19 protein-coding genes are annotated in these 24,241 nt (G+C 68.9%); 11 read left to right on the top strand and 8 right to left on the bottom strand.

Going from position 1 to position 24,241, the window contains the following annotated elements:
- Position 1: 1 nt before the first annotated feature.
- The 4 genes from AC07NI_RS04945 to AC07NI_RS04930 form a co-directional block, all read right to left on the bottom strand.
- A complete protein-coding gene (locus AC07NI_RS04945) occupies positions 2-2,239 on the bottom strand; it encodes a TonB-dependent receptor (protein ID WP_494616597.1) in 2,238 nt (745 codons plus the stop codon).
- Positions 2,240-2,413: 174 nt separating this feature from the next.
- Entirely contained in the window at positions 2,414-3,676 is a 1,263-nt protein-coding gene (locus AC07NI_RS04940) for a peptide MFS transporter (protein WP_494616596.1), read from the bottom strand.
- Positions 3,673-4,686, bottom strand: coding sequence for a dipeptide epimerase (locus AC07NI_RS04935; protein ID WP_494616595.1), 1,014 nt, complete (start codon positions 4,684-4,686; stop codon positions 3,673-3,675). The genes AC07NI_RS04940 and AC07NI_RS04935 overlap by 4 nt, the downstream gene beginning before the upstream one ends.
- A complete protein-coding gene (locus AC07NI_RS04930; protein ID WP_494616594.1) occupies positions 4,686-6,713 on the bottom strand; it encodes a serine hydrolase domain-containing protein in 2,028 nt (675 codons plus the stop codon). Before AC07NI_RS04930 ends, AC07NI_RS04935 begins: the two co-directional genes overlap by 1 nt.
- A gap of 128 nt (positions 6,714-6,841) precedes the next feature.
- Here AC07NI_RS04930 and AC07NI_RS04925 point away from each other — a divergent pair, with 128 nt between their 5' ends.
- The gene (locus AC07NI_RS04925; protein ID WP_494616593.1) at positions 6,842-7,480 is read left to right on the top strand and encodes a helix-turn-helix domain-containing protein; all 639 of its coding nucleotides are present in this window, start codon (positions 6,842-6,844) and stop codon (positions 7,478-7,480) included.
- A 23-nt stretch (positions 7,481-7,503) separates the two neighbouring features.
- Here the strand turns inward: AC07NI_RS04925 and AC07NI_RS04920 are convergent, their stop codons facing one another.
- The 3 genes from AC07NI_RS04920 to AC07NI_RS04910 are packed head-to-tail and all read right to left on the bottom strand — an operon-like array spanning position 7,504 to position 10,683.
- Positions 7,504-7,968, bottom strand: a complete 465-nt coding sequence (locus tag AC07NI_RS04920) for a nuclear transport factor 2 family protein (RefSeq protein ID WP_494616591.1) — start codon at positions 7,966-7,968, stop codon at positions 7,504-7,506.
- 32 nt (positions 7,969-8,000) lie between these two features.
- The gene (locus AC07NI_RS04915) at positions 8,001-10,049 is read right to left on the bottom strand and encodes a 2Fe-2S iron-sulfur cluster-binding protein (RefSeq protein ID WP_494616589.1); all 2,049 of its coding nucleotides are present in this window, start codon (positions 10,047-10,049) and stop codon (positions 8,001-8,003) included.
- 22 nt (positions 10,050-10,071) lie between these two features.
- Positions 10,072-10,683, bottom strand: a complete 612-nt coding sequence (locus tag AC07NI_RS04910; protein WP_494616588.1) for a glutathione S-transferase family protein — start codon at positions 10,681-10,683, stop codon at positions 10,072-10,074.
- A 222-nt stretch (positions 10,684-10,905) separates the two neighbouring features.
- Between AC07NI_RS04910 and AC07NI_RS04905 the strand changes: the two genes are divergently transcribed.
- Entirely contained in the window at positions 10,906-11,193 is a 288-nt protein-coding gene (locus AC07NI_RS04905; protein WP_494616586.1) for a hypothetical protein, read from the top strand.
- A 119-nt stretch (positions 11,194-11,312) separates the two neighbouring features.
- On the opposite strand, the gene AC07NI_RS04900 is transcribed toward AC07NI_RS04905, so the two are convergent.
- A complete protein-coding gene (locus tag AC07NI_RS04900) occupies positions 11,313-12,209 on the bottom strand; it encodes a LysR family transcriptional regulator (protein ID WP_494616585.1) in 897 nt (298 codons plus the stop codon).
- A 261-nt stretch (positions 12,210-12,470) separates the two neighbouring features.
- Between AC07NI_RS04900 and AC07NI_RS04895 the strand changes: the two genes are divergently transcribed.
- From AC07NI_RS04895 to AC07NI_RS04855, 9 genes are all read left to right on the top strand, one after another.
- Positions 12,471-14,102, top strand: a complete 1,632-nt coding sequence (locus tag AC07NI_RS04895; protein ID WP_494616584.1) for a TldD/PmbA family protein — start codon at positions 12,471-12,473, stop codon at positions 14,100-14,102.
- A 22-nt stretch (positions 14,103-14,124) separates the two neighbouring features.
- On the top strand, positions 14,125-15,456 hold the full coding sequence (locus AC07NI_RS04890; RefSeq protein WP_494616583.1) for a TldD/PmbA family protein: 1,332 nt from the start codon (positions 14,125-14,127) through the stop codon (positions 15,454-15,456).
- Positions 15,457-15,463: 7 nt separating this feature from the next.
- Complete coding sequence (locus tag AC07NI_RS04885) at positions 15,464-16,183, top strand: DUF4159 domain-containing protein (RefSeq protein ID WP_494616581.1); 720 nt, start codon at positions 15,464-15,466, stop codon at positions 16,181-16,183.
- Between the two features lie 28 nt (positions 16,184-16,211).
- Positions 16,212-17,213 carry an AAA family ATPase gene (locus tag AC07NI_RS04880; RefSeq protein WP_494616580.1) on the top strand — a complete coding sequence of 334 codons (1,002 nt, stop codon included), beginning with the start codon at positions 16,212-16,214 and terminating at the stop codon, positions 17,211-17,213.
- A gap of 9 nt (positions 17,214-17,222) precedes the next feature.
- Entirely contained in the window at positions 17,223-18,110 is an 888-nt protein-coding gene (locus AC07NI_RS04875) for a DUF58 domain-containing protein (protein ID WP_494616578.1), read from the top strand.
- The gene (locus AC07NI_RS04870; RefSeq protein ID WP_494616577.1) at positions 18,107-19,240 is read left to right on the top strand and encodes a BatA domain-containing protein; all 1,134 of its coding nucleotides are present in this window, start codon (positions 18,107-18,109) and stop codon (positions 19,238-19,240) included. The genes AC07NI_RS04875 and AC07NI_RS04870 overlap by 4 nt, the downstream gene beginning before the upstream one ends.
- Complete coding sequence (locus tag AC07NI_RS04865) at positions 19,237-21,342, top strand: DUF4175 family protein (protein WP_494616575.1); 2,106 nt, start codon at positions 19,237-19,239, stop codon at positions 21,340-21,342. Before AC07NI_RS04870 ends, AC07NI_RS04865 begins: the two co-directional genes overlap by 4 nt.
- Positions 21,339-22,994, top strand: coding sequence for a hypothetical protein (locus AC07NI_RS04860; protein WP_494616574.1), 1,656 nt, complete (start codon positions 21,339-21,341; stop codon positions 22,992-22,994). Before AC07NI_RS04865 ends, AC07NI_RS04860 begins: the two co-directional genes overlap by 4 nt.
- 70 nt (positions 22,995-23,064) lie before the next feature.
- Complete coding sequence (locus AC07NI_RS04855; protein ID WP_494616573.1) at positions 23,065-24,234, top strand: alpha-hydroxy-acid oxidizing protein; 1,170 nt, start codon at positions 23,065-23,067, stop codon at positions 24,232-24,234.
- Positions 24,235-24,241: the final 7 nt, after the last annotated feature.

The raw sequence follows: 24,241 nt of genomic DNA, 5'->3' as shown, positions 1-24,241 counted from the left end.
ATCAGAAGCCGGCCGTCAGGCTGACGCCGATCGTACGCGGCCGGATCACGCCCGTGCCCATGGCCCCGCCCGGATAGACCGGCGAGCCGTTGGCCAAGATCGTCGAGGTCGAGGTCTTGCCGTCGGCGTCGGTCACGTTCTTGGCGTAGATTTCCAGGTCGACCTTGCCGAAGTCGATCCCGGCCCGCAGGTCGACCACCTCGTAGGACGGCACCTTGCGTTGGCTGCTGTGGGCGGCGCGATAGGTCGCGTCGAAGGCCCCGCTCTGCTTGCCCAGCACGCGCAGCGAAGCGCCGACATAGGCCTGCTTGTCGCCCACGGCCCAGCTGTAGTCGCCATTGAAGCCCAGGCTGAGCTTCGGCGTGAACGGCAGTTGGTCGCCCTTCTTGCCGCCGACCAGGGCGCTGGTGTCGCCCGACAGCTTGGCGTCGGTATAGGCGCCGTTGGCCGACAGGGTCAGGCCGCCTTCCAGGCGCGCCGTGGCGTTGAACTCGACGCCGTCGCTCTTGGCGTCGGCGCCGTTGGCGTTGATGCCGAAGTTGTTGACCACGGTCAGCAGCTGGATGCCCTTCCAGTCGATATGGAAGGCCGCAACGTCCAGGGTCAGGCGGTGATCGGCGCTCTCGCCCTTGAAGCCGGCCTCGTAGCTGGTGACCTTGTCCGGCGCGAAGGTGGCCGGGGTGCCGGCGGGGGCGCTGGGCGGGATCACGTTCGGGCCGCCGGGACGATAGCCCTTGGCGACACGGGCATAGACCGCGCGGTTGTCATCCAGCTTGTACTTGGGCGCGATCGAATAGGTGAAGACGTTGTCCGACGACTTCAGGCCGGTATTGACCGGGGTCCCGCCGGCCAGCACGCCGGAGGCGGTCTGGGCGGCGGTCTGCTTGTTGTGGCTGTAGCGGCCGCCCAGATCGATATCGACCTTGTCGGTCAGGTGCACGGTGGCGTTGGCGAAGCCGGCATATTCCTTGTAGCGCGAGCTCAGATTGACCTCGGCCAGCTTCGGCAGGGTGGTGATCTTGTTCAGGGTGCCGGGCGTGACCGCGACATATTCCTGGAAGATCAGGCCCTTCTCGTCGGTGAAGTAGCCGCCGACCATCCAGTCGAACTTGGCGCCCGCGTTCGAGGCCAGGCGCACTTCCTGGGTATATTTCCGGTTGTTGGTCAGCTGGCCCAGATACAGGTCGTTGGCCGGGCCCAGCGCCGCCTTTATCAGGCCGCTGAGATTGAACGAGGCGTCGTCGCGCTTGGTCTGGTTCAGCTTGCTGTAGCTGCTGGACGAGGTCAGCGTCCCGAAGCCCAGGTCGTAGTTGAGCACGGCGTTGTAGACGCGGTAGTCGACGTCCGAGAACGCCGGCACGTACTGCGACAGGGTCGGCTTGCCATACAGAGTCTTCAGGGTGTTGGGATCGCTCTCGACCACGGTCGGGGCGTCGGCCTTGATGTTCTGGACCACGGCCGTCAGACGCAGGTCGAAGGCTTCGGTCGGCTTGAACAGCAGCGAGGCGCGACCGCCATAGATCTTGGCGTCGTTGATGTTCTCCTCGACGTCCGAACCGCTGGTGCCGATCGAGTCCACGAAGCCGCCGACCTTGCGGTACGAGCCCGAGGCGCGGAAGGCCACGGTCTCGCCCAGCGGGATGTTGACCATGGCGTTGGCGTTGTACGAGGCGTCGCCGCCCTTGACGCCTTCAACGCCCGCGCGCGCCCGGGCGAAGTAGCCGCCGGTGTCGGGCGTGTTGGTCACGAACTTCAGCAGGCCGCCCATCGAGCTGGCGCCATACAGCGTGCCTTGCGGACCGCGCAGCACCTCGATGCGGGACACGTCGAAGGTGTCGAAGTCGCCGGCCAGCACCGCGCCGTTGACCAGGCCGCTGCTGGAACCGAACGGCGTCTCGTCCATGTAAACGGCCACGGTCGAGGCTACGCCGCCGGTGTTGACCCCGCGCATGACCAAGCGACCCTGGCCCGGCGTGCTCTGGACCAGCTGCAGGCCCGGAACGAGCTTCAAGTAGTCGCTGAAGTTGGACGCCTGATGGGTCTCCAGGGTGTCCCCCGACACCACCGAGATCGCCTGCGGGATGTCGATCAAGGTCTGTTCCCGCTTCTGGGCGGTGACGACGATCTCCTCGACGGTGGACGCAGGCTTGGGCGCTTCATCGGCCGCGAAGGCCGGGGCCTGCATCATCAAGGCGCCGACGGCGCTGGAGATCAGCAGGGCTGCACGATTGAGCTTCATTTCATTCCCCCTCGTTGATGCGCGCTCGCGGCCCCTGGGGAGAGACTCGCCCCTTCCGCAGCACGCTTGAGGCCGCTCGGATTTTTCCGTGCTCGGCCATACCCATTACGCAAATGTAATCCTAATTAGGACACTGTTATCCCAATCAGAGAATTGTCAACGCCAATCGTGCGGTCAGCCCGCCTCGGCCTTGCGCGCCCAAGGATCGATCAGACGCAGGAGGATTGCCGCCAACACGGCCAGCCCCGCGAGCAGCGCGAAATAGGCCGTGTGGCTCATCCGGCTCCACAAGGTCCCGACCAGGCCAGCGCTCAGGCTGCCGGCGAAGATGGTCAGGTACCAGGCCGCCACCGTGGTCGCGCCGAACCCCGGCGGGGCCAGGCGCGCGAACAGGCCCAGGCCCGTCGGCAGGATGAAGAGCTCGCCGAAGGTGTAGATTCCGAAGAACGCCACCAGCCACAGCCAGTGCGCCCTGCCCCCGCTGAACGCATCGACCGCGCATAGCAGCAGGAAGGCTCCGGCCACGATCAGGGCCCCAGTCGCCATGCGCTGGGCCGGAGAAGTGTCTTTCCCGCCATCGGCGCGCTTCTTCCAGCCGGCCAGCAGCATCGGCGTCATGGCCATGACCAGCAGCGGGTTCAGCGACTGGAACCAGGTCATCGGCACGGTCCAGGATCCGAGCGCGCGGTCGACGCCGGCGTCGGCCCACAGGGCCACGGTGTTGCCGGCCTGCTCGTAGGCGCCGCGGAAGACGGTGACCGATAGCGCCACGCCCGCCAGGGCTAGCACGGTCGGCATGCCCATCCGCCCCTTGGGGGCCGGCGTCTCCTTGGTCACCTTCTGCTCGGCCGGCAGATAGCGCTGGCCCCACAGATAGATCAGCAGGCCCGCCAGCATGCCGAAGCCCGCCAGCGCGAAGCCAACGTGCCAGCCGAACAGCTCGCCCAGCGTCCCGCACAGCAGCGGGGCGAGAAAGCCGCCGATATTGATGCCCAGATAGTAGACGTTGTAGGCCCAGCCGCGCCGGGGATCGCCCTCGGCATAGAGGTCGTTGATCTGGCTGGGCAGGGTCGGCAGGAACAGGCCATTGCCCAGGGCGATGGTGGCCAGGGCGACATACAGCAGGTTCGGGAAGCCCATCATGAAGTGGCCCAGCGCCATGACGCTGGCCCCGATGATGATCGCCCGCCGCTTGCCCAGCAGCCGGTCGGCGATCACCCCGCCGACGATCGGCGTGAAATAGGCGCAGGCCGTATAGGTCCCGTAGATCAGGGACGAGGTCCCCTGGGCGATCAGCAGCTCCTTGGTCATGTAGTAGACCAGCAGAGCGCGCATGCCGAAGTAGGAGAACTGCTCCCACATGTTCGTCAGGAACAGGATGGTCAGACCGCGCGGCTGACCGAACCACGGCGAGGCGTCGAGCGGCTTCCCGCTCATGCGGCGACCAATGCGGCGGGCGCGCCCCAGACGCTCTCGCCGGCCCAGACCGTACCGTCCTTGTAGACGACGCCGGGCGGTCGGTCCTGGGCCAGGAAGGTCGGGCCGTCGAGATCCACGAGGTCGCAGACCTGGCCCAGCACGAAGCCCGGCCCGGTGGCGAGGCTGGTGCCGACCATGGTGCCGACCATGACGCCCAGGCCCAGCCGTCGCGCCTTGGCGGCCATCAGCAGGCCCTCGGTGAGGCCGCCACACTTGTCGAGCTTGATGTTGATGACCTGGAAGCGGCCCGGCATCGTCGCCACGTCGGCCAACGACACGCAGCTTTCGTCGGCGGCGAGCGGGATCGGCGCATCGAAGCCGTCCAGCTCGTGCTCGTGGCCACGCGCCAGGGGCTGCTCCAGCAGCGAAACCCGTTCCTCGACCAGGGTCTCGACCAGCGCGTCCAGGTCAGCGCGGACGAAGCCCTGGTTGCCGTCGACGCCCAGCCAGGCGTCCGGCCGCGCCGCGCGGATGGCCCGCACCCGCGCCTGGTCCAGCGGCAGATCGCCCGTCAGCTTGATCTTGATCGACTTGGCCTGGACGTAGCCGGCCGCGCCCTTGGCCATGACCTCCGGCGTATCGGCGCCGAGGGTGAAGGTGGTGCGCAGCGGCTGGGGCGCGTCCAGCCCCGCCAGCCGCCAGACCGGCAGGCCGGTCCTCGCCGCCTCCAGCTCCCACAGGGCGCAGTCGACGGCATTACGGGCCCCGCCGGGCGGCAGGATGAAGCGCAGCGCCTCCCGCGTCGGCCCGGCCTCGATGGCCTCGCGGACGGCTTCGAGCTGGACCCGCATGCCGTCCACGGTCTCCTTCAGGAAGAAGACCCCGGACGCTTCGCCACGCCCTCGCCGCCCGCCCTCCGACAGCGTCACGACGATGATGTCGGACGTGTCGAAGACGTGGCCGGCGATGCGGAAGGGTTGCGCCAGCCGCAGGGTCTCGCTGGCGATGTCCAAGGTCAGCCGGCCCATCAGTAGCTCACCGACATGCCGAGCAGGTGGAAGACCAGGGCGACGTAGAACAGCAGCAGCGTGGAGAGCAGCAGCAGCACGCTCCACAGCTTGCGCGCCCAGCTACGGCCGTCGGTCCAGGTCAGCCAGGCGTTCCAGCCGGCGGTGACCACCGCGATCGGGAAGGCCACCCAGCCCAGGCCCTGCAGGAGCATCATCACCCCGTCCATGGCGCCGGCCAGGGCCGCCGCGCTGGAGGTCAGCTTGCTCATGCCCACGACCCAGCCGACCAGCAGGGCCAGCAGCAGGCCGGCGCCGATGCGGGAAGCCCGCGAAGCCGTCAGAGCCTTCCCCGAGATGTCGACGACCGTCTTGTAGCGGCGGCGCACCAGGGCCACGACCGGCCAGTAGAGGAAGGTCAGCAGCAGCACGCCGATGCTGGCGATCATCGCCGGCAGCACCCAGCCCATGTCCTTGCCGGCCGGCGGACGATCGAAGACCATGAACGGCGAGCCGAAGTCCCAGCTCCAGCGGACCGGCTTGCCATCGACGACTTGGGCGGCCAGGCGATCGTGACCGCCGACTTCACGCCAGACATAGGGCGCGATCTCGACCCACTCTTTGGGACGACCGTTTGGCCCCAGCACGCTGGGGATGACCAGCTCGCCCTTGGGACCGACAGCGATCTTGGCTTGGCCCACGGCGTAGAACAGCGACAGGAAGCTGCTGTCGGCGCGGCGGCTGGCCCACCAGGGACCGGCCATGGCCTTGACGTGCTCGGCCGAGACCTTGGGATCGATCTTGCCGTCCGCCGGGCCGGCGTAAGGCAGGTAGCGGTCGGAGAAGTCACGGAAGATGGCGGTGCGCAGCGTGCCCGCCGCGCCCTGACGGCCGCCGCTGTTAACCGACAGATAGAGGCCGACATGCTCGTCCATGTAGAGGTGCAGCGAGGAATGGAAGCCCTCGGTGTCGCCCAGGTGGCCGATCACGTAGCGGCCGTTGATCGAGGTCTGGAAGAAGCCCAGCTCCATGCGGTCCAGCGGCGGGATCAGCGACTTGGGATCGACCTTGTCCAGCGGGCTGTAGTGCATCGTATGCGCCGTCTCGGCCGACAGGATGCGCGCGCCGTCCAGCTCGCCGCCCTGCAGGTGGGCGATCATGAACCGGCCCATGTCCGCGCCGGTCGACGAGGCCGCGCCGGCCGGGGCCGGACCGACGATCTCGAAGCCCTTCGGAGGCTTGCCGGGCTTGGAATAGCCGACCGAGTCCGTGCCCTTCAGATTGGCGGGCAGCGGCTGGCGGAAGGTGGTGTTGGCCATCTTCAGCGGGCCCGTCACGTGGCGGTCGAGATAGTCATTGAACTTCTCGCCCGACACGCGCTCGACGATGTAGGCCGCCAGGGCCGTGGCGTAGTTCGAATAGGCCGGCGTGGTCCCCGCGTCGAAGATGCGGTGCGGCAGGTGCTTCTTGAGGTAGTCGCCCAGCACCGGCTCGGGCTGGTCGTAGAAGATCAGCGCCTTGGCCACTTCCTCGAAGCCGGCCGTGTGGGTCATCAGCTGACGCGTGGTGATCGGCTTGCCGTGGTAGGCCGGGATCTTGAAGTCGAGGTACTGGTTGATGTCGGCATCGAGGTCGATCTTGCCGGCCTCGACCTGCTGCATCACGGCCGTCCAGGTGAACAGCTTGGAGATCGAGCCCGGGCGGAACAGGGTCTTGTAGGGATCGACCGGCGTGCGCTTGTCGAGATTGGCGTAGCCGAAGCCGCGCGTCGTCAGGATCTGGCCGTCCTTGACCACCGTGACCACCGCGCCGGGGATGTCGCCCGTCCGCAGGGCGTAGGGCATGTAGCCGTCCAGCCAGAGATCGACATCGGCCTTGGTCAGGCCCGGCGCGGTCGAGGCCGGCAGCGCGGGCGCGGCGGCCGGAGCCGGGGTCGCCAGCTTGGCGACCGGCGGCGACGCCGTCTCCTGTCTCGTCTGGCCGTGCGCGGCGCCCAGCCCCGCCAACAGCGCGAACACCGCGACCGCGGCCCCCTTGAACGTTCGCATCCCTTGCCTCCCCTGGCTTAGGATTGCCCCCGTACGGCCCAGCCGATAGATTGGGTGTAACAATCCTGATCAGGACAATTGCTATCCTGATTGGAAAATTCGTCAACCGCCTTGAGGAGCCATGGCGCGTGCCTGCTAATGTCCACACGCTCGGAACCCTGCTTCGTGGACTGAGAGACCGTGAGGGCTGGACCCTCAAGCAGATGAGCGAGAAGAGCGGCATCCCCGTCTCGACGCTCTCAAAGGTCGAACACGATCGCCTGACCCTGACCTACGACAAGCTGCAGCAGCTCAGCCAACGGCTGGGCATGCGGATGTCGGAGCTGTTCGCGGAAGAGACGTCGAGCCCGCCCCAGGCGGTCATGGCTCGTCGCAGCCTGGGCGATATCGAGCGCGCCGTGCGCGTCCAGACCCCGAACTACGACTACTACTATCTGTGCACCGAGCTGCGCGGGAAGCGGATGATCCCGGTGATCACCAAGATCCGCGCCAAAAGCGCCGAGCAGTTCGGCGACCTCGTCCACCACGCGGGCGAGGAGTTCATCTTCGTGCTGAAGGGCCGGGTCGTCGTGAACACCGAGTTCTACGATCCGGTGGTGCTGGAGGAAGGCCAGTCGATCTATATCGACTCCAGCATGGGTCACGCCTACCTCGCCGCGGAAGGCTGCGACGAGGCCGACGTGCTGGGCGTGATGTCCAGTGAAGACGAGGAGCTGATGAAGGTGCTCCTCGACATCCACGAGGACCAGAAGCAGACGCAGCGCTAGGCGCTGTCGCGCTTCATGAAGGCCTAGAAGCCGAAGTCGCTCAGGCCCGGATGGTCGTCAGGACGCCGGCCCAACGGCCAGCGGAACTTGCGGTCGGCCTCGGCGATCGGCTGCTCGTTGATGCTGGCGTGGCGATTGCGCATCAGGCCGTCGGCGTCGAACTCCCAGTTCTCGTTGCCATAGGCGCGGAACCAGTTGCCGCTGTCGTCGTGGTATTCGTAGGCGTAGCGCACGGCGATGCGATTGCCCTCGAACGCCCACAGCTCCTTGATCAGCCGGTAGTCCAGCTCCTTGTTCCACTTGCGCTCCAGGAACGCCTGGGCCTCGTCGCGGCCGTTCAGGAACTCGGCGCGGTTCCGCCAGCGGGTGTCGGTCGTATAGGCCAGGGCGACCTTGGCGGCGTCGCGGCTGTTCCAGCCATCCTCGGCCAGGCGGACCTTCTCGATGGCGCTTTCGCGGGTGAACGGCGGCAGGGGCGGACGGGACATCGGGAACTCCTGGTGTGAGGCGTAGATAGGGGTCAGAGGGCCAATTGCAGCGCTGGCCCCTCGGCGGCGGGGACCGAGCAGCAGATCAGCGCCTCGTCGTCGGCGACCTGGGCGCTAGGTTGCGTCAGATACGAGACGGCGCCTTGTACGATCTTGGTCTTGCATGAGCCGCAGGTCCCGGCCCGGCAGCTGAATTCGGGTTGTAGGCCGCGCGCCTCGGCCAGGTCGAGCAGCGTGCCCGAGCCGGGCTCCCAACGGGCCTCCTTGGACGACTCCATGAAGAACACCGGCTTGGAGGTCGTCGCCGGCGGTGGCCCCACCTTGACGGGCGCGGCGTCTGCATCCGGCTTGCGCTGCATCGATGCCGGGCCGAACGCCTCGGCGTGGATGCGCCTGTCGGCGACGTTCAGGCCGCGCAGCCCGTCATAGACCGCCTGCATGAAGGCCGGCGGGCCGCACAGGTAGAAGTCGTAGTCGTCGAACGGCAACTCGGCGCGCAGGGCGTCGATGTCCAGCCGGCCGAGCAGGTCGTAGTCGTCGGGCTCCGCGCCCTCGGTGTCGCTGAGGATGCGCGTCAGGTGGATGGCGCCCTGCCCGGCCTCGATCAGGGCAGCCAGCTCCTCGTCGAACGCTCGCTCTGCCCTGGTCCGCGCAGCCTGGAAAATCCAGGTCCGCCGGACGCCGCGCTTGCGGAAGCCCTCGAACAGGATGTGCCGGGCCATGGCGATCATCGGGGTGATGCCGACCCCGGCCGCCAGCAGCACCGCCGGACGCTTCTCCAGGGCGTCGATGGTGAAATCGCCAGCCGGGGCGCGGGCCTCGATCAGGTCGCCCTCGCGGACCTGGTCGTGCAGGTACCGGGAGACAGCGCCCTCGCGCTTGACGCTGATCCGATAGAACGGGTCCGACGGCGCGACCGACAAGGTGTAGGTGCGGATCACGGGCCGCTCGGTCCCGGGCAACTGGACCCGGATCGGCAGATGCTGGCCGGCCAGGTGCGGAATGGCGACGACGCCATCGGCGGGCTCCAGCTCGAACGAGCGGATCGTGGCGCTTTCGTCGGTGACCTTCCTGACCCGAAACGGCCGCCACTGGGTCGCCAGCTCGGCGGCCTTCAGGCGAGCCGCCGTCTCGTCCCAGTCGCCGGTGATCAGGGCGTTGGGCGAGGCGCCGCCGGCGCGATCGACCCAACGGACCGGCAGGACGTTCCGCCGGCGGACGACCTTGGTCGGGCGCAGGCGCCACAGCCGCTCGGCTCCCTGGAAGGCGGCGATCTCGGGCGAGTCCAGGATCACCTCGGCCTGCCCGGTCAGTTGCAACAGCTCGCCGGTCGCGAAGTCGACGAACACCAGGCCCGCCTTGCCGTTCAGGCTGATATTGCCCAACGTGTTGAAGAACAGGTTGCCGGCGAAGTCGGGGATGGTCAGGACGCCGTCCTCGCCGATCCGCACGAAACCGGGCTTGCCGCCCCGGTGCGAGACGTCGACCTGCCGGCCGTTCTCCTCGCTGTAGGAGGCTACAAAAAAGGCGTCGGCTGCCTTGATCACCCGGCGGGCGTCGGCGTCCAGGGTCTCGAAGGTCTCGACCTCGCCGGCATAGGGCGCGGCCGGGTCGCCGACCACCGCGAAGTCGCGCAGCTGGATGTATTGCGGGCAGTTGCCGTAGCTCTGGCCCACGACGACGTCGAAGCCTTCGGTCGTTCGACGCACGGTCCCATTCATGCGGTTGCGGCGGCGGGTGTGCAGCTCGATACCCAGCAGGCCGACGGGATCGCCGTCCTCCATCCCCGCATCGGCGGGATCGCTGGGCTGGCGCACGGCCTGGATCGCCAGGCGGTCGATGTCGGGCGAGCTGATGAAGCCAGGCTGGCCGGCGACGATGGTCGCCCACGGCGCGCCAGTCGGATCGACGCTGCCGACGACCAGGAACGGCAATTGCGGGAAGAACTCCCGATGCTGATCCAGCAGGTAATCGCGGATGACCCGGCGCCCCACCGTCTCCATCTTCGCGTCGACGCCGACGCTGCGCTGGATCGCGACCTCGCCGCGATGCCAGGGAGAGGGCTTTTCTATCGTGGTCATGGCCCGCTCCCTGGCTTGAGGCTTAGGCGGCCAGGCCGACCGGCGTGCGGGCGAACGGCACAAAGCCCGGCAGAGCCTCGACCCGGGCCAGCCACTGGCGGACGGCCGGATAGGGCTCGAGGTCGACGTTTCCCTCCGGCGCGCGGGCCGTGTAGCTGTAGAGGGCCACGTCGGCGATGGTCGGACGGCCGGCGACCAGCCAGTCCTGTTGGGCCAGCAGAGCGTCCAATGTCTTCAGCAGGGCGTGGCCGCGGCCGATGACCTCGTCCGGATCGCGCTTGGCCCCGAACACGGTGACCAGGCGGGCGGCGGCCGAACCGTAGGCCAGCTCACCGGCGGCGACCGACAGCCAGCGCTGCACCTGGGCGGCCTGGAGCGCGTCGTCGGGCAGCCAGTCGGTCTTGCCGAACTTTTTGGCCAGATAGACCATGATGCCGTTGGAGTCCGAGACGACCACATCGCCGTCTTCCAGCACGGGCACCTGGCCGAACGGGTTCAGCTTCAGGAACGCGGGCGTCTTGTGCGCGCCGCCGGGCAGGTCGACCTCGACCAGTTCGGCGTCGACGCCGATCAGCGACAGGAACAGGCGGGCCCGGTGCGCGTGGCCGGACAGCGGGAAGTAGTGGAGGCGCATGGTCGTGTCCTTTGGCGGGGCGGCTGGACACGGCGTCCATCCGATGAGCCAAGGACACTCCAATCATCGTGCGGACTGAAGCCGCGACCGGGGGAAGTCACTGTTCCGCGCTGTGGAATGGTTCGCGTTCCGAAAACCGGAACAATCCATTCCTCCGGTTCGCCGTTCTTCCGATGATCGATGACGATCACTCTGCGGGTCTTCCCCACGTCGGAGATGATCATGAGCACCGATTTGCCCCCACGGCTGGCCTTGCAGGTCCGGCTGGCCCTGTCCCAGGACACGGTCGAGAGCTTGGCCGCCGACGCCTCGCGCGCCGGCCTGACCGGCGAAGAGATCGACGCCGCCCGCGCCGGCCGCAGCTTCGACATCCAGGCCGAGGCGGCGATTGCCCTGGCGCTCAGGCTGCGCGCCGGCGAATGCACCATCGCGGCCCGCCGCCAGGCCGAGCACGTCGGCCTGCGGGACGGCGAGGTCTCGGCGATCGCGACGCTGACGGAGGAGGACTAGCCATGCCCCGCCTCCCCTTCCTTCGCCACTGGCGCGCCAAGCGCTGCCTGCATGAGATCTTCTCGAAACTGGCCGAGGGCCAGACCGTCGACGCGATCTCGTGGATGGGCCTGCTGTAGCTAGTTGATCCGCCGGTCGGCCCGCAGCCGTTCGGCGGCGAAGTCGATGAAGGTGCGGACCTTGGCCGGCGCGTGCCGCCCCTCGGGGTGGACGAGATGGACCGGCAGTGGGGCCTCCTCATAGGCCGAGAGCACCGTCTGCAGGGCGCCCGAGGCCAGAGCCGGGGCCACCTGGTACGAGAGCACCCGCGTCAGGCCGAACCCGTCGGTCGCCGCCTGCAGCGCCGCCTCGTTGGTGTTGCAGTAGAGGCGCGGATAGACGTGGACGATGGTCTTGTCGTCCTGACCGAAGCGCCATTCCGTCGAGGCCCAGGCGCTGGTCGTCGCGACCACCGCGTGGTCGGAGAGGTCCGCTGGCGTCGCGGGCGCGCCATGCTTCTCGAAATAGGCCGGCGAGCCGCAGATCACCCGCCGCACCGAGCCCACGCGCAGGGCGCTGAAGCCGGAATTGGGCAGGTTGCCGATCCGCAGGGCCAGGTCCACGCCCTCTTCGACGATGTTGACCATGCGGTCGACGAACAGGGTGCGAATGCTGACCTGCGGATAGGCGGCCAGATAGTCCAGGATGATCGGCAGCATGTACCGGTGGCCGAAGATCACCGGGGCGGTGATGGTCAAGGTCCCGCTGGGCGTGGCGAAACTGCCCGCGGCGCTGGCTTCGGCCTCGGCGAGGTCGGCCAGGATCCGCGAGCAGTCCTCGAAGAACCGCGCCCCGGCATCGGTCAGGGTCACCGAGCGCGTGGTGCGCACCAGCAGTCGCGCGCCGATCGTCTCCTCCAGCGCCGCGACCGCACGGGTCACGGCCGGCGGGCTCATGTGCAGGTGCCGCGCGGCCTCGGCAAAGCCCTTGGTCTCGGCGACCTTCACGAACACTCTCATCGCCTGCCAGCGATCCATAAGCCCGTCCCTGTTTGTCGAGTCTGCGACCTTATATCCGGGATGCAATAACCGAGGCCATGCTTGCGCTTCGGAACCCAGCCGGAGGCTTTGCGTCGCGCCCAGCCGCCGATGCGCGCAATCCGATCATATCGACTACGATATACGAGAAAGATTTGACCTCGGCGGCGGGGCGCTACAGAACTTCGTTCGCGCAAGATTCCCGACGGGAGGGGGATCACGCGAGCGCCTGAGTTGCTGGGCCGTTGGGGAGAAGAAACCTTGGATAGACGTCAGTTCCTTGCCGCCTGCGGGATCGGCGCCGGCGGCGTGCTGCTGCCCGGCTTCGGCCGCGCCATCGCCGCCGAACAGCTGGTCGAGACCCTCGACGTGGCCGTCAAGAAGCGCCTGGCCGACGCGGCCATGACCGCCGCCACGGCCGCCGGGGCCAGCTATTGCGACGTCCGCGTGGGCCGCTATCTGCGCCAGTTCATCCAGACGCGCGAAGCCAATGTCCAAGGCGTCACCAACACCGAATCCAGCGGCGTCGGCGTGCGCGTCATCGCCGGCGGGGCCTGGGGCTTCGCGGCCACCAACAGCTTCTCGGCCGAGGCCGTGGCCGACACCGCCCGCCTGGCGGTCGCCATAGCCAAGGCCAACGCCAAGAACCAGACCGCCCCCGTGCAGCTGGCCCCGACCAAGGGCGTCGGCGAGGTCAAGTGGGCCACGCCCCTGCGCCGCAACGGCATGGAAGTCTCGCTGCAGGAGAAGGTCGATCTGCTGATGCGGGTCAACGGCGCGGCGATGAAGGCCGGCGCCAACTTCGTCAATTCCAGCCTGTTCCTGATCAACGAGCAGAAGTACTTCGCCAGCACCGACGGCTCGTACATCGACCAGGACGTCCACCGCATCTGGTCGCCGTTCACGGTCACCGCCGTCGACAAGACCACCGGCAAGTTCCGCTCGCGCGACGGCCTCTCGGCCCCGATGGGCATGGGCTACGAATACCTGGACCCGCAGGCCAAGGATAAGACCCTCTCGCCCAACGGCATCATCAGCTACGGCAATTCCTACGACATGGTCGAGGACGCTCAGGCCGCCGCCGTCCAGGCGCGCGAGAAGCTGACCGCCAAGTCGGTCAAGCCGGGCCGCTACGACCTGGTGCTGGACCCCAACCACCTGGGCCTGACCATTCACGAGTCGGTCGGTCACCCGCTCGAGCTCGACCGCGTCCTTGGCTACGAGGCCAACTACGCCGGCACCAGCTTCGCCACCCTGGACAAGCGCCAGGCGCACTTCCAGTACGGCAGCGAGATGGTCAACATCATGGCCGACAAGCTGCAGCCGGGCAGCCTGGGCGCCGTGGGCTTCGACGACGAAGGCATCAAGACCAAGCGCTGGCCGCTGATCCAGGACGGCAAGCTGGTCGACTACCAGGCCACCCGCGACCAGGCCCACATCCTGGGCAAGACCGAGAGCGACGGCTGCTCGTACGCCGACAGCTGGTCGACCGTGCAGTTCCAGCGCATGCCGAACGTTTCGCTGCAGCCGGGCAAGAAGCCGCTCAGCCTGGGCGAGATGATCGCGGGCGTCGAGGACGGCATCTACATCCTGGGCCGCGGCTCGTTCTCGATCGACCAGCAGCGCTACAACGCCCAGTTCGGCGGCACGCTGTTCTACGAGATCAAGAACGGCAAGATCACCCAGCCGCTGGAAGACGTCGCCTACCAGATGCGCACGCCCGAGTTCTGGAACGCCTGCTCGGCGATCTGCGACGAGCGCGACTACCGCCTGTTCGGCTCGTTCTTCGACGGCAAGGGCCAGCCCAGCCAGGTCTCGGCCGTGAGCCACGGCTCGTCGACCACGCGGTTCAACGGCATCAACGTCATCAACACCGCGCGTTCGCTCGGTTGATCGGTTCGGGGAAGATTATCCAATGAGCATCATGACCGAAGCCGAGGCCAAGACGATCCTCGCGAAAGTCATCAAGCTGTCGACGGCCGACGAGTGCACCGCGCAGCTTACCGGTTCGATCGAGGGCAATATCCGCTTCGCCCTGAACAACGTCTCGACCAGCGGCGTCGTCAGCGACACCGACCTGGCCGTCACAGTCGCCTTCGGGCGCCGGGTCGGCACCGCGACGATCAACGAGTTCTCGGACGCCGCCCTGGCCCGCGTGGTCAAGCGCGCCGAAGAGCTGGCCAAGCTGGCGCCGGAGAACCCCGAGTTCGTCACCGCCGTCGAGGCCACCGCCTACAAGCCCAGCGACACCTTCAGCCAAGCGACCGCCGCCATCACGCCGGATCAGCGCGCCGAGGTCGCCCGCGCCTCCATCGAGCCTTGCCGCGCCCAGAAGCTGGTCGCCGCCGGCTTCCTGCAGGACCAGCAGAGCTTCGTGGCCTTCGCCAACAGCAAGGGCGCGTTCGGCTACCAACGCGCCACGTCGATGGACTACACCTGCACGGTGCGCACGGCCGACGGCAAGGGTTCGGGCTGGGTCGCCCGCAACCTGCAGGACTCGGCGGCCTTCAAGGCGTCCAGCGACATCGAGATCGCCATGCGCAAGGCCAGCGCCTCGGCCGAGGCCCAGGCGCTTGAGCCCGGCAAGTACACGGTCATCCTGGAGCCGAACGCGGCCTCGGGCCTGATCTCGTTCATGTTCAACTACTTCGACGCCCGCCAGGCCGACGAAGGCCGCAGCTTCCTGTCCAAGAAGGGCGGCGGCAACAAGCTGGGCGAACAGGTCTTCGATCCGCGCGTCACCTTCATGGCCGACCCGTGGGACAAGGAACTGCCGGTCTATCCGTGGGACGAACAGGGCCGTCCGCGCGAGCGCATGCCGCTGGTCGAGAACGGCAAGATCGCCAACCTGCTCTACAGCCCCTACTGGGCCCAGAAGCAGGGCAAGAAGGTCACCGGCCGTCCGGGCAACGTCATCATGTCGGGCGGCACCAAGTCGACCGCCGACATGATCCGCGAGACCGAACGCGGCATCCTGGTGACCCGCACCTGGTACATCCGCATGGTCGATCCGCAGACCGTTCTGCTGACCGGCCTGACCCGCGATGGCACCTTCTACATCGAGAACGGCCAGCTGAAGCACCCGATCAAGAACTTCCGCTTCAACGAGTCGCCCGTGATCATGCTGAACAACATCGATGAGTTGGGCCGTCCGGTCCGGGTCAGCGAAGGCGGTCGCATGTCGATGATGATCCCCGCCATGCGTCTGCGGGACTTCACCTTCACCTCGCTGTCGGACGCCGTCTGACCTCGACATGCCGAGTAAGAGCGTAACGCGTAACGAGTGCCTGCGTCTCTTGGCGGGCGGCGCGATGGGAAGCTGGCTCGCCAGTCGACCATCCGCCGTTCAGGCCGCGCCGACGTATGATTTCTGGTTCACGCGCCTGCGCTACGACTCCGGCGACTGGGACGTCGACCAGCGGATGCCGTCCAACATCCTGACTTCGCTGGTCGACTATACCAACCTGCGCGTGGACACCGAGGAGCGCGTCGTGCGCCTCGCCGACCCCGCCATGTTGACCGCGCCGTTCTGCTACATCGCCGGCCACAAGTTGGTCGAGTTCAGCCCCGCCGAGGCCGCCAACTTCCAACGCTACGTCCGCAACGGCGGCTTCGTGCTGGTCGATGACTGCAACCACGACATCGACGGCCTGTTCGCCAAGTCGTTCGAGCGCCAGATGGCCAAGCTGTTCGGCGGCGACGCTCTGAAGAAGCTCCCCAAGGACCACGCGATCTATCGCAGCTTCTTCAAGTTCGACGGCCCGCCCGCCACCAGCTTCGAGCTGAACGGCTGGGGCGACGATCTCGTGCATGACTACCTCAAGGGCATCGAGATCAACGGGCGCCTCGGGGTGCTCTACAGCAACAAGGATTACGGCTGCGAGTGGGATTACGACTGGCGCAACAAGCGCTTCCTGGCCGAGGACAACACCAAGTTCGCGGTCAACATCGTCCTCTACGCCCTGACTGCCTGATCCGCCTTACGACCTGTCCGGAGTTCCGATGAGCGTCACCCCCACCGAAGCCGATATCGCGGCCAAGCTCGAGCGCCTGGGTCAGCTGCGCGCGGCGATCGGCCAGGCCATCGTCGGCCAGGACGAGGTCGTCGAGCAGCTGCTGATCGGCCTGCTGGCCGGCGGCCACTGCCTGATCGAGGGCGTGCCGGGCCTGGGCAAGACCCTGCTGGTCCGCACCCTGGGCCAGGCGCTGTCGCTGGATTTCCGCCGCGTGCAGTTCACCCCCGACCTGATGCCCAGCGACATCCTCGGCACCGAGGTGCTGGAAGAGGACCACGGCACCGGTCACCGCCACTTCCGCTTCCAGCAGGGTCCGGTCTTCACCAACCTGCTGCTGGCCGACGAGATGAACCGCACGCCGCCCAAGACCCAGGCGGCCCTGCTGGAAGCCATGCAGGAGCACCAGGTCAGCTACGCCGGCGTGACCCATCCGCTGTCCGAGCCGTTCTTCGTGCTGGCCACCCAGAACCCGCTGGAGCAGGCCGGCACCTATCCCCTGCCCGAGGCCCAGCTGGATCGCTTCCTGCTGAACATCCGCGTGGGCTATCCCACCGCCGAGGAAGAGCGCGCCATCCTTGCCTTGACCACCGGCAGCGGCGTCAGCGCCCCGGCGGCGGTGATGACCGGCGCCGACATCATCGAACTGCAGAAGTGGGTGCGCCAGGCGCACATCAGCGATGGCCTGCTGACCTGGATCACCTCGCTGGTCCGCGCCACTCGTCCCGGCCCGGAAGCGCCTGCCGCCGTGCAGGAATATGTCCGCTGGGGCGCCGGCCCCCGCGCCGGCCAAGCGCTGGTCTTGGCCGCCAAGGCCCGCGCCCTGCTGCACGGACGCCTGGCCGCCACGCGCGAGGATGTGAAGGCCCTGGCCGCGCCGGTTCTGCGCCACCGCATCCTACTGTCCTTCGCCGCCGAGGCCGAGCGCAAGTCGACCGACGACGTGGTGGTCGCCCTGCTGGCCGCCCTGCCCGCGCCGGCGCGCGACTAAGACCGGCCAATGTCCCCGTTCGACCTGCCCCCGGACCTGCGTAGCCGTCTGCGACGCCTGTCGCTGACGCCGCGCGCGGCCGCGGTGCTGATCGGAGACGGCCACCACGCCAGCCGCAATCGTGGCGGGGCCATGGAGTTCGCCCAGTACCGCGCCTACGAACGCGGCGATGACCTGCGGCGCATCGACTGGAAGCTCTATTCGCGCTCGGACCGCTTCTTCGTCCGCGACGCCGAGCGCGAGAGCCCTGTGGCGATCTGGGTCGTGCTCGACGCCAGCGCCTCGATGGGCCAGGCCGATGTCGGTAAACCGAACTGGACGCGCTTCGACGCCGCTCGCCGCCTGACCGCCGCGATTATCGAGGTCGCCTTGAACCAGGCCGACCGGTTCGGCGTGGTCGTCGCCCGCGCCGAGGGCGCGATCGTCCTGCCGCCGTCCAGCGACAGCCGTCACCGCGACCGCATACGCCTGGCGCTCAGCCCGCTGAAGCCGGGCGGCGTCCCGCAGTGGGAGCGCGACCTGAAAGTGCTGGGCGAGCGGATCACGCCGGGCGACCTCGTCATCTTCGTCTCAGACGGCTTCGACGAGACCTGTGTGGCGGCGGCCGAGCGGCTGGCGATGTCGGGTCGCGACGTATCGTTCGTACAGTTGCTGACCGGCGACGAGCGCGACTTCCCGTTCGATCGCAGCCTGCTGTTCCGTGATCCCGAGAGCGACGCTCAGCTCGCCGGCGACGGCCGCAGCCTTCGCGCCGACTTCCTGATCAAGTTCGCCGAGGCTCGTGCGACCCTTCGCGCGCGGCTGGAAGCCAAGGGTGCGCGGTTCGTCGAGCATTTCAGCGACCGCGATCCGGACCAGCCGATCCAGGACCTGTCCCGACCGATGGCGCGCGGATGATCCCCGCCCTGCTCGCCCCCGCCGCGCTCGGCGCCCTGCTCGCGGCGCTGGTCCCGCTGGCGATTCACATCGCCCGCCGCACCGAGACCCAGACCGTCGACTTCGCCGCCCTGCGTTGGCTGAACCCGAACCCCAAGCCGGTCCAGCGCCTGCGTCTGGACGAGCGCGTGCTCCTAGCGGTGCGGATCGCACTGGTGGTCGCCATCGTGCTGGCCCTGGCCGAGCCGGTGCTGCGTCCGTCAGGCGATGGCCGGCCGGTGGTCGCCGTCTCGCCGATGGTTGACGCCAAGAGCGTTCCGGACCGGGGTGAGCGCCGCGTCTGGCTCGCGCCCGGCTTCCCTAGCCTCGACAAGCCAGCGCCCAAGTCGGCCGACTTCGCCAGCCTCGTCCGTCAGCTTGACGCCGAGACGCCCGGCAAGACGGCGATCACCGTCGTCGCGCCGCCGGAGCTGAGCGGTGACGCCGAACGGCTCTACCTGTCGCGCAAGGTGGATTGGCGGGTCGGAATGGCGCGCCGCTCGGCGCCGATCCCGGCTCCGACGCCGCCTGCGCTGACCGTCCGCTACAGCCCGACCAACGAACGCGCCGTCGGCTACTTCCGCGCGGCGGCGACCGCCTTCGCCGAACCCGGCAAACCGCCAGCCTTCGACGCCGCATCCACCGACAGCCCCGTACCCCGCACCGCACGCTATCTCGTCTGGCTCTCCAGCGCGCCCATGCCGGCGCCGGTGCTCGACTGGATCGAGGCCGGCGGGGTCGCCCTGCTGACTCAAGACGCCCCCTCGCCCGTCGAAGGCGACCAGCCCACCATCTGGCGCGACGCAGACGGCGCGCCGCTGGCCACGGGCGGCCGCTTCGGCAAGGGCCGCGTGCTGCGTCTGACTCGTTCGCTCGAACCCAGCGCCATGCCGGCCCTGGTCGAGCCCGACTTCCCCGAACAGCTCTGGACGCTGCTGGCCCCGCCGCCCGCGCCGAGCCGAGTCGCGGCGACCGACTATGCGCCCAGCGTCCACGCCACGGCCGGGGCCTATAACCCCCATCCCGTCAGCCTGCGTCCCTGGCTGGCCCTGCTGATCGCCCTGATCTTTGTCGCCGAGCGCTGGCTGGCGACGCGGCGCGACCGCCCATGATCGCCGCCCTCGCCCATCACCTGCGCGCGGCCCGCCAGCGCGTCGTGTTCGACACGCTGGCCGTCGGTCTGCCGATCGTCCTGGCGCTGGCCGCGCTGGGCCTGCGCTGGTTCGGGGTCCCGGGTGCGATCGGTGTGCTCGTCGTCGGCGCGGGCGTACTGGGCTGGGTCGCGCTCCAGCGAACCCGGCGCTTCGACCAAGCCTGGCTGACCGCCGCCCTCGACGCCCATGCGCCAGGCCTGGAGGACAGCAGCGACCTCCTGTTCCAGCCCGCCGCAGATGGTCTGGCCGCCCTGCAACGCGCCCGCCTGGAAGCCCGTCTCGCCGAGGCCGCCGCCATCGACCTGCGCCCCAACTGGTCGCGCCGCTGGATCCCCTGGACCGCCGGCGTCAGCGCGGTCGTGATCCTCGCCGCCCTGTTCTGGCCGACGGCCTACGGCACGGTACTCGGTCCTGAGAAGGCCGAGACCGCATCGCCGCCAGGCGCGCCCAGGCTCACCGGCGCCAAGCTGCGGATCACGCCGCCGACCTATACCGGCCAGCGCCCGTTCGAGCAGAACGGCCTCGACGTCAGCGCGCCGGAGGGCTCGCGCGTCGAATGGACGGTGAGCTTCCGGCCGCATCCCGACAGCGCCGGCCTGAGCTTCCCTGGCGAAGCCGCGCTGCCGCTGCGCCGCGACGGCGGCCGCTGGCTGGGCGAGCGGGTGTTCACGCGCTCGGCGCTCTACCGCATTGAAGGCGCGGGGCTGGCCCGCCAGCGTCTGCATCGGCTGGAGATGATCCCCGACGCCGCGCCGGTCGTCCGCGTCGTCACGCCCGACAGCGCCCTGACCCTGATCTCGCCCGGCCAGACCCGCTGGGCGCCGGTGTTCGAGGTCCGCGACGACTATGGCGTCGAGACTGTCGCCCAGCTGCGGATCACCGTCACCAAGGGCGAAGGCGAGAACATCACCACCACCGTGCGGACCCAGCCGCTGAGCGGCCAAGGCCCCGCGAGGCTCAAGCGCTTCACCGCCGGCCTCGACCTGGCTCGCGAAGGCCTGGCGCAAGGCGGCGACATGATCGTGCAGCTGGTGGTCAGCGACAATCACCGCCAGACGGTCGAGGGCCCCAGCGTCATCCTCCGCTGGCCCGCCGCCATGGGCCTGGCCGACGGTCTGGACGGAATGGCCAAGCAGGTGATGCCCGTGTATTTCCGCAGCCAGCGCCAGATCATCATCGACGCCGAGGTCCTGATCGCCCAGCGGGCCAAGATCTCGCCCGACGTCTTCCTGGACCGCTCCAACGGCCTGGGCGCCGACCAAGCCCAGCTCCGCCTGCGCTACGGCCAGTTCATGGGCGAGAAGGCCGAGGGCGAGCCCCACCTTGATCTGCCGACCAGCGACGCCCCCGCCCTGCCCATCGATGATGGCGCGTCGGCGCCCGCCAAGCCCGCGCCCGAACATCATGACGATGACGACCATGGCCACGGCGCGGTCGATCTCAACGACATGAAGTCGGTCGTCGCCGAGTTCGGCCACGCCCACGACACCGGCGATGCGGCGACCCTGTTCGACCCCGGCACCCGCTCGACACTGGCCCAGGCGCTGGACGCCATGTGGGACAGCGAGCGCGCCCTGCGCCAAGGCAAGCCCAAGGACGCCCTGCCCCACGCCTACAAGGCCCTGAACCTCCTGAAGACCGCCCAGCAGGCCGGCCGCATCTTCCTGGCCCGCACGCCGCCGAAGCTGCCGCCGGTCGACCTGTCGCGCCGCATGACCGGCAAGCGCGAGGGCATCGCGCCGGGACGTCTCGCACCGACGACCCGCGACCCCGCCGACACCCCGGCCGTTGAGGTCTGGCGCGCGCTGGGCGAGCGTCCCAATGCGCCGGTCCCGCTCGACGCCCTGACGCGCTGGGTCAATGCCAACGCCAAGCGCCTGACCGATCCGCTGGTCCTGTCGGCCGCGATCGACACGGTCCGCAACGAGCCCCAGTGCCAGGACTGCCGCCGCAAGCTGCGCGCCCTGCTGTGGACCGCCCTGGAGCGCCCGCCAGCCGCCGTGCACCGCCGTGACCCGGCCGACGCGCGCGGCCGCCGTTATCTGGACGCGCTGCGATGAGCCTGTGGACCGCGATCCTGATCGCCTTGGCCGTCGGCGGGGCGAGCGTCCGGCTGATCCTGTGGCGTCGCGGCCCGGCTTGGCGGCTGCCGGCGCTGATCGCTCTGAATGTTGTGGGCGGCATCCTGCTTTATCTGACGCTCTTCCCGCCAGCGGTCGGCACGGCGCCGGGCCGCCTGGTAGTCGCCACGCACGGAGCCAAGCCGGCGTTGCGCGCTTCCGGCGACGTGCTGGTCGCCCTGCCCGAGGCCGGCGCGCTGCCGGGCGCGGTGCGCGTGCCCGACCTCGGCTCGGCCCTGCGCCTCTATCCTGAGCCTGGCCGTATCCGGATCGAGGGCGATGGCTTGACGCCGCGCGACCAGATCGCGCTGGACCGTCCCGCCGAGTTCGCGCCCTCACGCGCCCCGCGCGGCCTGGTCGAGCTGAGCCTGCCCAAACCCGTCGCCCCGGGCGCGCGCTTCACTGTGGCTGGTCAGGTCGGGAATGCCGGAACCGTCGAGCTGCTGGATCCGGCCGGTACGGTGGTCGATCAGGCTACCGTGCCCGCCAACGGACGCTTCCAGCTGTCGGCCGCCGCCCGCGCGCCCGGCCTGGCGCTGTTCGACTTGCGCCTGAAGGACGTCGCCGAGCACATCGAAATCCCGGTCGAGACCCGCGCCCAGCGCCAGCCGCGCGTACTGGTTCTAGCTGGCGCGCCGAGTGCCGAGACCAAGTACCTACGCCGCTGGGCCCAGGATGCCAGCATCGCGCTGAGCCTCGACATCGACGTCGGCGGCGGCGTGGTGCTGGGCGATCCGCCGACGCCGATCACCCGCGCCAGCCTGGCCGAGGTCGATCTCGTGGTCGTCGACGATCGCCGCTGGGAGACCCTGTCGGCCAGCGCTCGCGCCACCCTGGCTGCGGCGACGCAGGAGGGCCTTGGCCTGCTGCTGCGCCCCACCGGCCCGCTCTCGGCCGCCACGCGCCGCGACTGGACCAGCCTGGGCATGCCGACCACCGGCGGCGGCGAGGTCCAGACCTTCCGCCTGAACGGCGACCTCGAACTGACCCGTTACGACCTGGCCCAGGCCGGCCGCGAGGGCGTGCCGATGATCCGCGACAAGACCGGCGCGCCGCTGGCCGCCTGGCGTCCGCGTGGCCAGGGTCGCGTCGGCCTCTGGATCGTCGCCGACAGCTACGGCCTGGCCCTGGCCGGCCACGCCGACCGCTATGGCGAGATGTGGAGCAGCCTGTTCTCGGCCCTGGCTCGTCCGAGCGAAGGCCTCGGCGCGCGCCTGGACGGCCTTGCCCGCCCTGGCCAACGCGCGATCCTCTGCGGCGCTGCCGGGCCGATCCGCGTCGTCGATCCCGACGGCGTCGAGAGCCGGCCGATCGTCGGCCCCGGCGGATGCGCCGCTTACTGGCCCCGCCAAATCGGCTGGCATCAGGTCATGGGCGGCTCTCACTTCTACGTCCATCCCGCCGACGCCGCGCCGTCGCTGGCCAAGGCCGACAACCGGCAGGCGACGCTCGACGCTGTGGCGACCAGCGTCACGCGCGGCGCAAACGCCAGCCACACCACGCCGGGCTCGTCCTGGCCCTGGGCCGCCGGCCTCCTGGTCATGCTCGGTCTGCTCTGGTGGCTGGAGCGTCGAGCGCCCTTGAAGGACTAGCGCCCATCGCGTCAAATCGGCGCTCGCGCATCGACGCCCAAGACCGTCGAGCGCTCCCAGGGAGTGAACCATGCCGCACTATGGCGACTATCAGAACGAGATCTATTTCCGGGGCCTGCAAGGCGTGGTCCCGAAATACCCCGTCGACTTCGCCACCCTGCAAGCGCGGGCCCAAGCGGCCATGCCGCCCTCGACCCTGAAATACGTCCAGGGCGGCTGCGGCGACGAGCACACCCAGGACAGCAACGCCTCGGCCTTCAAGCACTGGGGGCTGATCCCCCGCATGATGGTCGACTGCTCGACGCGCGACCTCTCGATCGACCTCTTCGGCATGAGGCTGCCGAGTCCCCTGTTCATGGCTCCGATCGGGGTGACCGGGCTCTGCACCCAGGACGGCCACGGGGACCTGGCCGCCGCCCGCGCCGCCGCCGCGACCGGCGTGCCGCTTGTGATCTCCACCCTGACCAACGACCCGCTGGAGGACGTCGCCGCCGCCATGGGCGACACGCCGGGGATGTTCCAGCTCTACACGCCAAAGGACCCCGAACTGGCCGCCAGCCTGGTCAGCCGCGCCGAGGCGGCCGGCTACAAGGCCATCGTCATCACCCTGGACACCTGGGTCACCGGCTGGCGGCCGCGCGACCTCAACGACAGCAACTTCCCGCAGCTGCGCGGCGCGGTGCTGGCCAACTATTTCTCGGACCCGCGCTTCCGCGCCATGATCGGCGGCAAGGACCCGACGTCCGACCTGCAGACCTCGGTGATGACCTGGGCCGGGACCTTCGGCAAGGTGCTGACCTGGGCCGACCTGCCGTGGCTGCGGTCGCTGACCAAGCTGCCGATCGTGCTGAAGGGCATCTGCCATCCCGACGATGTGCGCCGCGCCAAGGACGAGGGCGTGGACGGCATCTACTGCTCCAACCACGGCGGCCGGCAGGCCAATGGCGGCATCGCGGCCATCGACATGCTGCCGGGTGTGGTCGAGGCGGCGGGCGATACGCCGGTGATGTTCGACTCCGGCATCCGCTCGGGCAGCGATGTCGCGAAAGCCCTGGCGATCGGCGCGACGGCGGTCGGCGTCGGGCGTCCCTATTCGTACGGCCTGGCCCTGGGCGGGACCGAGGGCGCGGTCCACGTGCTGCGCTCGATCCTGGCCGAGGCGGACCTGCTCATGGCCGTCGACGGCTTTCCGACGATCAAGGCCCTGCGCGAGGCCGGCGCCGTGCGCCTGCCGGCATAGCCTCAGT

The sequence above is a fragment of the Caulobacter sp. GW821-FHT10E02 genome (assembly GCF_059415225.1).
The sequence above is the reverse complement of the archived record's forward strand: the minus strand, read 5'-3'. Positions and strand labels throughout refer to the sequence as shown.

What these genes read in the sequence shown, in the direction of transcription:
- AC07NI_RS04945 (WP_494616597.1), bottom strand. Translation starts at nt 2,239, where the DNA reads ATGAAGCTCAATCGTGCAGCCCTGCTGATCTCCAGCGCCGTCGGCGCC.
- AC07NI_RS04940 (WP_494616596.1), bottom strand. Translation starts at nt 3,676, where the DNA reads ATGAGCGGGAAGCCGCTCGACGCCTCGCCGTGGTTCGGTCAGCCGCGC.
- AC07NI_RS04935 (WP_494616595.1), bottom strand. Translation starts at nt 4,686, where the DNA reads ATGGGCCGGCTGACCTTGGACATCGCCAGCGAGACCCTGCGGCTGGCG.
- AC07NI_RS04930 (WP_494616594.1), bottom strand. Translation starts at nt 6,713, where the DNA reads ATGCGAACGTTCAAGGGGGCCGCGGTCGCGGTGTTCGCGCTGTTGGCG.
- AC07NI_RS04920 (WP_494616591.1), bottom strand. Translation starts at nt 7,968, where the DNA reads ATGTCCCGTCCGCCCCTGCCGCCGTTCACCCGCGAAAGCGCCATCGAG.
- AC07NI_RS04915 (WP_494616589.1), bottom strand. Translation starts at nt 10,049, where the DNA reads ATGACCACGATAGAAAAGCCCTCTCCCTGGCATCGCGGCGAGGTCGCG.
- AC07NI_RS04910 (WP_494616588.1), bottom strand. Translation starts at nt 10,683, where the DNA reads ATGCGCCTCCACTACTTCCCGCTGTCCGGCCACGCGCACCGGGCCCGC.
- AC07NI_RS04905 (WP_494616586.1), top strand. Translation starts at nt 10,906, where the DNA reads ATGAGCACCGATTTGCCCCCACGGCTGGCCTTGCAGGTCCGGCTGGCC.
- AC07NI_RS04900 (WP_494616585.1), bottom strand. Translation starts at nt 12,209, where the DNA reads ATGGATCGCTGGCAGGCGATGAGAGTGTTCGTGAAGGTCGCCGAGACC.
- AC07NI_RS04890 (WP_494616583.1), top strand. Translation starts at nt 14,125, where the DNA reads ATGAGCATCATGACCGAAGCCGAGGCCAAGACGATCCTCGCGAAAGTC.
- AC07NI_RS04885 (WP_494616581.1), top strand. Translation starts at nt 15,464, where the DNA reads ATGCCGAGTAAGAGCGTAACGCGTAACGAGTGCCTGCGTCTCTTGGCG.
- AC07NI_RS04880 (WP_494616580.1), top strand. Translation starts at nt 16,212, where the DNA reads ATGAGCGTCACCCCCACCGAAGCCGATATCGCGGCCAAGCTCGAGCGC.
- AC07NI_RS04875 (WP_494616578.1), top strand. Translation starts at nt 17,223, where the DNA reads ATGTCCCCGTTCGACCTGCCCCCGGACCTGCGTAGCCGTCTGCGACGC.
- AC07NI_RS04870 (WP_494616577.1), top strand. Translation starts at nt 18,107, where the DNA reads ATGATCCCCGCCCTGCTCGCCCCCGCCGCGCTCGGCGCCCTGCTCGCG.
- AC07NI_RS04865 (WP_494616575.1), top strand. Translation starts at nt 19,237, where the DNA reads ATGATCGCCGCCCTCGCCCATCACCTGCGCGCGGCCCGCCAGCGCGTC.
- AC07NI_RS04860 (WP_494616574.1), top strand. Translation starts at nt 21,339, where the DNA reads ATGAGCCTGTGGACCGCGATCCTGATCGCCTTGGCCGTCGGCGGGGCG.
- AC07NI_RS04855 (WP_494616573.1), top strand. Translation starts at nt 23,065, where the DNA reads ATGCCGCACTATGGCGACTATCAGAACGAGATCTATTTCCGGGGCCTG.